1 protein-coding gene is annotated in these 244 nt (G+C 56.6%); it reads left to right on the forward strand.

Features of this window, described 5'->3' with window-relative positions; all coding sequences use genetic code 11:
- Window positions 1-244, forward strand: a 244-nt coding sequence (locus tag ACYQ11_RS22260) for a GTP-binding protein (RefSeq protein ID WP_459926031.1), incomplete at both ends; no start/stop codon positions are given.

Genomic DNA, 244 nt, shown 5'->3' on the forward strand with positions numbered 1-244 from the left:
CCGTCAGGTCGGTGTTCCGAGAATCGTTGTGTTCCTGAACAAATGCGACATGGTCGACGACGAGGAACTGATCGAGCTGGTCGAGATGGAACTTCAGGAACTTCTGGACAAGTACGAATTTCCGGGCTCCGAAACCCCGATCATCCGCGGCAGCGCCCTCAAGGCCCTGGAATGCGACGATCCCAAGGCCGACGACGCCCAGTGCATTTTCGCCCTGATGGATGCCTGTGACTCCTATATTCCT

The organism is Desulfatiferula olefinivorans, assembly GCF_054657895.1.